This window comes from Nostoc sp. (assembly GCF_036917975.1).
GTDB lineage: Bacteria > Cyanobacteriota > Cyanobacteriia > Cyanobacteriales > Nostocaceae > Nostoc.
Map to the genome: position 1 here is coordinate 1 of NZ_JBALEJ010000018.1, position 6,849 is coordinate 6,849.

A 6,849-nucleotide genomic window follows, 5' to 3' on the forward strand; every position below is an offset into this window, starting at 1 on the left:
TGGTATTTTGGTTTTAAGCTCCATTTAATCATTAATGATCAAGGGGAATTACTAGCTTTTCAAGTAACTCCTGGAAATACAGATGACCGAGTACCGGTCAATCACTACATAAATAACTTCATTTAAGGGAAAATATATCTCTAACCAGCTTTTAATAATTGGGAACCAAATTTCTTCAATATTTATGTAATTTAAAGACAAAAATCTTTGAACTTTCTTTCTTCTACTTTCAAAAAATATGGGGATAGGTAAAGCTGTAGCCAGGGCTTCAATGCTAACAGTTTTAATAGATTGTAATAAATTTATCAGGATTTTTAGTAATAAATATTCCGCACGTCCCAATTCTCGCTTGAGGTTTGTTTCGTAGAATTCTGGTAACATTATCATTAAATAGAACTTATTGCGAATGAATACTCTTTTTCTTTTACCACAAATTGCTGCACTCTTTGTAGTACAAGCATTCTGAACCATTTTGTCCCCCCGCAAGGTGATCAAGAAATTGCTGGCGAGCTGAACCAGGACATAAAGGGCAGAGGGTGAGGCAGTCAGTCCAATATTATCCTCTGCTTGTTGCGATCGCTAATCGGAATTTTGGTACAGTCCATTATTTATTCGCTTCTGGAGAAATATTGCGCTAAATTCCGTAAAAGCGCGTATCTTAAATGTATTCTGTATAATACTTAGCAAATATCCTACATACATTTCTGGAAAAGATATTGTCGAATTTTCCAAAGGTCGTCCCTCTGTACCAAAAGCAGATCACATAGTACTAATTGGTTTGGGAAGAGTCGGGCGGCGAGTTGCACAGCTATTGCTTGACCTCAAACAACCATTAGTGGGAATTCACGCTACTGACTTGGAACCAGGAGTATTACCCCTAAATAAGCAAACTATACTTGTGACTGAATATCAAATTGAAGCAAACGATACCCTCAACGGGCGATTACTGACAGATATTGCTTACGGCTATGGATTAGTACCAATTTTACATGCCAAAGCTGATCATCAAGGTGCAAAGTTTATGCCCTCTGATGATATTAGGCTTGGTGTAGGCGATCGCTTAGTGGTTTTAGGAACAATTGAAGGATTGCAACGAGTAGAACGAGGAAGCATTCCAGTCGGTCAATGGTTAGTGCGAGTAGAGCAAGCAGTGTCTGCACAAGCAGCTTTTGAAGGAGCATCGGTCATTTCGCGGGTGTGTGGTTGTGATATGCAGCTAGCAAGAACCCTGATGAAACAACTAGCGGAAACTCTACAATACCCCCTGTACAAACACCAAGCCCACCGCTTGGTAAGTGAATTAAGTAAATCTCAAGTTCTAGCTCATATAGTCCGTACTGTTTAGAAAGAATAGCACTCATGAGAAAGGGTAAAATTGTTGAAGATTGTGACAATTTCCGAATTGTTAGCTGCAACTTCAACAAAACGTCTTCAAATTTATCGCAATGCGGCTTAAAGTTATTGCTCACAGCTTTGTGAGCGATGCCTGCGGCGGTAAACTACGCCCAGGTAGAAGTGAATCACGAGTCCGCAAACGTCGCCCAAAAATTTACCCCTTGATGACCAAACTCCGGCACGAATTACGAAATATGAAAGCAAACAGCTTAATTTACAAGTGTTTCAGCTTTTCAAGCGTGCCATTCATCTGCCGCCGCTTATCTTATCGGTTTCACGATGCGTTTAATGTTGCGATGTCTTGCTCGATAACGTTGTTCAAATACTTCTCTGTCGTAATTCAGTTTCTGTTGAGAAGCAATAGGAGTCACTCATGGAACGGTATTTAGGTGCATTTGAACATTCATTTTGGCTCTACAACCAGTTTTATCCAATGGATTTTGCCACCCTTGCGAAACTTCAGGGGCAGTTCAGTGTCGATCAACTTTCGACGGTACTCAAGCAAGTTCAGCAACGCCATCCGCTACTGCGAGTCCGCATCGCCCCTGACGTGAGCGGACAGCCTAAATTTGTCGAAACCGACGACGAAATTCCGCTGCGGCTGGTAGCGAGAACGGACGAGTGGCAATGGCAAGCAGAACTCAAAGTCGAACTGGCTCGCTCGTTGGATTGGCAGGTTTCACCCTTACTGCGAGTCGTGCTGCTGCAATCGGGGGCTGAATCCGAACTGATGATTATTTGCCATCATGCGATCGCAGATGGGTTATCTGGCGTTTATCTGATGCGAGATATTGTCCAAGGATTAGGAGGCAAAATATTTGAGCGATCGCACCTTTGTGCGGCATTATCGCTCGAATCAGCGCTTCCTGGCATCGAACCCTGGAAAGAACCTACTCCTAAGCCCACGGACTATATACCACCCCTGTCTCGTCGTCCCCCACCCCACATTCGCGCCGTTGTCCTCTCTCCCGAACTCACCCAGCAACTGATCCAACGCAGTCGAGCCGAACACACAACCGTACACGGTGCAATCAGCGCGGCGTTCTTGCTCACGCTCACTCAGCAAGACGTTAAACCCAGCGATGTGATGCGATGTTTACACCCGGTCAACGTGCGATCACATCTATCTTTGCCGATGCCAGATGGAGTTGGGCTTTATTTTTGCTTGTGTATGACGACTCATTTTCTTCAGGCGGATTCTGCGTTTTGGGACGTTGCGCGATCGGTCAAATCTCAACTCTCACAAATCGACATTGCCCAGCAGTTAGTCGAGGAGCGCCAACTCCGACAACCCGCAATGGCGAATCTCACCGATGCCACTGCCTTTGCTGAAGCAGCGCGCTCGCAATATCCCTGTCAACTAACCGTCACAAATCTCGGGCGCATCGAGATGGCTCAACAATATGGCAACATTCGGATTGAAGCACTCCATGCACCTGCTGTCATGCTAAGTGTGGTAGGGCGGATTGTTGGAGTTGCGACCTTGGGCGATCGCCTCGCCCTCACGATTTCATCTACACCACTGATGGATGTGGATCGTGCCCAGAGCGATCGGGCTGCAACTGCCTTTTTATTGGCAGGAATGAAGCGTTTAGAACTTGCAGTAGTACAGGAAGTTGCATCCAAAGCTGCCTAGCGCACATCAGGCAACATTCTGAAGTCACAACCTTCCGCATCTCATCAATCACAAATTCGCCAGCACCATAAGAATCTGACAAATCATTGTAAGAATCTGAAAGAAGTTGGGCAATGGAACTCATTACGATTTAGATCCCATATTCCGCAGATGTGACTCATATTACTGGTAATTTTTAAAAGTCAAACCCAGAAAATTATTCTCAAGTCTAAATTTTCTGGTTTAACTTCACTTTTTATTCAAATAATTAAAGTTTTGAGAAGTTTAATTAGTTGTCGTATCTCTCCACACATTGGGTATTCACCTACCCCACTCAATCTTACCCAAGCTTTAGATCCGGTGAGTACAACTCCCTAGCTGGTTACGAAGGCTTATACTGCTGGCAGAAAATTTGACCCCTCAAAACTTTTCAAACACCCTCTAAGCAGTAACTAATGCCTTTAATTCCGCCGTGTCTGTGCCAAATTCTGAAAAATGGTCACATGAGGCGATTGTAGCGAGGTCAAATCTGCGACCAGAACGTATGCAGAAGCTCACGCGTTGCAGCGAATTCAGGGCAGAATCCGGGGTTTGAATTCTTGCAGGAGTGCTGGAATGATGATCCGGCTTTGCAGATTGTGATTAAAAAGTTGCTGGCGAAGTTTCCGCAGTGGGGGATTGCGGTTGTGGATAGCGTGTTGGTGGATTGGGAGAGGTAGCGGTTTGAGTAGCTAAATCTTGACGCTGGATGTGAAGGAAGTAATGATGCTTGACTAAATAGAGCAAATGTACTAGTTTGTCTTCAGTGATTCTTGTTTAGAACCATAAAAACAATGGAATTTTCTTACACTATTCTTTACGTAAAGGATGTTACCCAGTCGGTTGCTTTTTACGAAAAAGCATTTGGGTTACATCAACATTTTATTCACGAAAGTGGACAGTATGCACAGATGGAGACGGGCTCAACAAAACTTGCGTTTGCCGCCAATGAACTGGCTAGCTCAAATCTAATTAACGGATTTCAAGAAAACAGTTTATCTGCTCAACCTGCTGGAATCGAAATTGCCTTTACAACAGATGATGTTGAGGCAGCCTTCAATCGCGCTGTTGAGGCTGGTGCAATTAGTCTAGTTCTGCCAAAACAAAAGCCTTGGGGACAAAAGGTTGGATATGTCAGAGATTTAGACGGTATTTTAATTGAGATTGCAAGTCAAATCTAGACTAGCTAATTTTTTTCAGTTGAAAGTTTTCAGTGAATGACCTTTTTAGCAAACCTCAGTTACAGTACTTTTATCTGTGCAAAGAAAATTCTATTTGAAAGCGGACTGTTCATTTTCAAGCTGGACAAATCCATACATGCTTAACTAAAACGAGTAGCGATACCTACGGCAACTTCATTCAGCGATCGCCATTTCAACTAGTAGCATATTCCAGTACTCTCCTAAGCTTCCAACGCCAAGCTGTCTCTATCAGTATTTCTTTGCGGTTGCTGAATTAGATGAATTCTTGTCCAAAGGCAATAAAACACAATAGCAAGCAATCGAGTACGTACATCATACACCCACTTAGAAATGGTGGCATTCCATCGTTCATTGGCAATTCTTCTTGACGTTGCTGATAATAGTTTTAGAGGTAATTATTCAAGAGGTCTGATTGTGGTCTTTGCTCAAACCAGTCCCTGTGATGTAGTAACAACTCGCCGGACGTTAGACGAGTACCGGGCTATGGAAGAAACAAACCCAGAACGCCATGAATACCGCAATGGAGAGGTTATTACTATGTCGGGAGGTTCGGAATCTCATAGTGCAATCGCCAGCAACTTCTTAATTTACTTAGGGTTTTTACTGAGAGAGACCGATTTCCGTTTGTATAATAGCGACTTGCTTTTTTTGGATTCCTGAATATCAGTGCGGGACTTATACCGATTTAATGGTTGTTAATGGTGAACCAGAATTCAATGGTAATCGCAATGATGAAATTCTGAATCCAATGCTTATTGTCGAAGTTCTATCACCCTCGACTGAAGCATACGATCGCGGGGACAAGTTCAGAAAATATCGCTCGATTCCCAGCTTTTGTGAATATTTGCTTGTAAGCCAAACTGAACCCTACATTGAGCAATATCACAACGCGGGATCGTAACAGTAACGATCGCTGGCTATGGCAAGTTCACTCTCACCTTGAGCGGACGATTGTTCTGCATAGTTTAAACGTAGAAATTCCCCTGACTGAAATCTATCGTCGGATTAATTTTTAAGGGTTCAGTTTAACTCTCTGACAATAATACCGACAGAAATTTTAATGAATCAATCTACCAATCATATTAAATTCCTTGTTAATTATGACTTTTGAGTGATGAATTTTGATCAGGGGCTTTATCCTCTGGAACTGATTAGTGGGAATCGCTACCAAAAGAAGCACTCCCAAGAAAGCTAGAAAAAGTAATTAGCATCCAACCGAAACAAATATGTTTTTGGGTTTGCCAATTATATCTGTCTTCTATTGTCGGGATTGTGTTAGCTTCAACAATTTCTAATCCCCAATAGCCTAATGCACTGATGCCAAACAACATAGCGCTGACAATGGACAATTTGGCGATGACTTTGAGAATGTAATTGCTTAAAGTAGGCGGTGTTTGAAAGGATTGTCTGTGACGATCATAGATAGTGAGTTCGCTTGGAGCTACAACCATAACACCTCTTGGCTTTTGTTGAGTGAGTTGGCAGACAATTTCTTTATTATCAGTCATAGGTCAAACCAAAGCCTGTTGGTTGTAGGTAGATTAGTTTCAGTAATTATATTGTAAACTTTCGTCAGGTAGATGTGGTTAAATTTACATAAAATTTCCCCATTTAGAAAAGATATTGTAGTGTAAAAGCTCACGCGAAAAAATCTGGTAGTCCCAAAAGTTCGGTGCAGGGAATCAGAAATAGCGCCAAACCTTCTGCAAAGCGAGCCGACCAGCGAGGAAAATCATTGCTGAAACGATCACTTGTTTCTTTTTCTGAAACCTCTTATAAATGCTGATGTCTGATAAATTAAAAGTACTTAAGATGACTAGTACAAAGACTGAAGCGTTAAGCAGTAATATTTATCACAATAAAGCTATAGCTTAAACAGATGGAAATTTTTGTTTTTACTAGAGGCTGCTATGAAAAAGTATTGGTTTTTGGCGGTTGTAGCGATCTTAGCGTTCCCAAGTCTAGCCTTAGGACAAAGTGACACCAATCCGCCATCGGATAGCCCAGAGCAGGGTAGCGGACAGGAATTCCAGCAGCACAAAGACGAAATCCTCAAACGTATTAGTGCGCGGCTCTCCGAGATAGAGCAAAGACAGAGCTGTGTCGAGGCTGCAAATAATCGCCAAGCTCTTGAAGCCTGTATGCCACGAGGACAAGGACGAGGACAAGGACGAGGACGAGGACGAGGACAAGAACAAAGACGAGGACAAGAACAAGAACAATAATTATAGAGAGAGTTTTTATTTGTCGCTATGCAAAATTAATGTCATCGAGAGTGTGAAGCCTAAAGTTTGTAGTGTTTAGCTTAGAAGCAGTATAGGAAACTTACAGGCTGCATCAAGACAAATGGTTGCAAGGCTAAATAATTTATGGAAGTTGAAAATATCCCCCAGATGCATATCGCACTGAGGGATATATTTAATCAATCCGGATCGAAGCAAGTAAATTGGCTGCAATACTTGACGACAAGCTAATTTACAAATGCCGCCAGAAGTTCTTACTGATAAGAACTCTTGCAAAAGTGTTTTGTGGTATAATAAGAAATTTGGCAATTTGTGATTAGGACTTTGAGTAGCAGTGAAAATAGAGAAAGCCAAA

At 42.3% G+C, this 6,849-nt stretch carries 6 protein-coding genes and 3 pseudogenes; 6 read left to right on the forward strand and 3 right to left on the reverse strand.

The genetic code is table 11. The features are described from left to right. Positions 1-99, forward strand: a pseudogene (locus tag V7K76_RS06495) (transposase); the annotation flags it as partial. Here the strand turns inward: V7K76_RS06495 and V7K76_RS06500 are convergent. Continuing rightward, positions 94-381 (reverse strand): annotated as a pseudogene (locus V7K76_RS06500) (IS4 family transposase); the annotation flags it as partial. The pseudogenes V7K76_RS06495 and V7K76_RS06500 sit on opposite strands and share 6 nt — an antisense overlap. A 397-nt stretch (positions 382-778) precedes the next feature. On the opposite strand from V7K76_RS06500, the gene V7K76_RS06505 reads away from it, so the two are divergent. The 4 genes and pseudogenes from V7K76_RS06505 (at position 779) to V7K76_RS06520 (ending at position 5,267) form a co-directional block, all read left to right on the forward strand. After that, entirely contained in the window at positions 779-1,345 is a 567-nt protein-coding gene (locus V7K76_RS06505) for a TrkA C-terminal domain-containing protein (RefSeq protein ID WP_335029729.1), read from the forward strand. A 423-nt stretch (positions 1,346-1,768) separates the two neighbouring features. Further along, positions 1,769-3,031 carry a phthiocerol/phthiodiolone dimycocerosyl transferase family protein gene (locus tag V7K76_RS06510; protein ID WP_335029730.1) on the forward strand — a complete coding sequence of 421 codons (1,263 nt, stop codon included), beginning with the start codon at positions 1,769-1,771 and terminating at the stop codon, positions 3,029-3,031. Between the two features lie 812 nt (positions 3,032-3,843). Continuing rightward, positions 3,844-4,230, forward strand: a complete 387-nt coding sequence (locus V7K76_RS06515; protein WP_334954115.1) for a VOC family protein — start codon at positions 3,844-3,846, stop codon at positions 4,228-4,230. Positions 4,231-4,665: 435 nt separating this feature from the next. After that, positions 4,666-5,267, forward strand: a pseudogene (locus V7K76_RS06520) (Uma2 family endonuclease). Between the two features lie 135 nt (positions 5,268-5,402). Here V7K76_RS06520 and V7K76_RS06525 read toward each other — a convergent pair. Beyond that, a complete protein-coding gene (locus tag V7K76_RS06525) occupies positions 5,403-5,759 on the reverse strand; it encodes a hypothetical protein (RefSeq protein WP_334954116.1) in 357 nt (118 codons plus the stop codon). A gap of 402 nt (positions 5,760-6,161) precedes the next feature. Between V7K76_RS06525 and V7K76_RS06530 the strand changes: the two genes are divergently transcribed. Then, positions 6,162-6,476 (forward strand): hypothetical protein, encoded by a 315-nt coding sequence (locus V7K76_RS06530; protein ID WP_334954117.1) that lies wholly within the window; start codon positions 6,162-6,164, stop codon positions 6,474-6,476. A 75-nt stretch (positions 6,477-6,551) separates the two neighbouring features. Here V7K76_RS06530 and V7K76_RS06535 read toward each other — a convergent pair. Continuing rightward, positions 6,552-6,849 (reverse strand): hypothetical protein (locus tag V7K76_RS06535; RefSeq protein ID WP_334954118.1); only part of this gene is annotated, 298 nt, incomplete at its 5' end.

Bases quoted from the DNA above. Each gene is read 5' to 3' on its own strand.
- V7K76_RS06515 (WP_334954115.1), top strand. From the start codon at position 3,844: ATGGAATTTTCTTACACTATTCTTTACGTAAAGGATGTTACCCAGTCG.
- V7K76_RS06530 (WP_334954117.1), top strand. From the start codon at position 6,162: ATGAAAAAGTATTGGTTTTTGGCGGTTGTAGCGATCTTAGCGTTCCCA.
- V7K76_RS06525 (WP_334954116.1), bottom strand. From the start codon at position 5,759: ATGACTGATAATAAAGAAATTGTCTGCCAACTCACTCAACAAAAGCCA.
- V7K76_RS06510 (WP_335029730.1), top strand. From the start codon at position 1,769: ATGGAACGGTATTTAGGTGCATTTGAACATTCATTTTGGCTCTACAAC.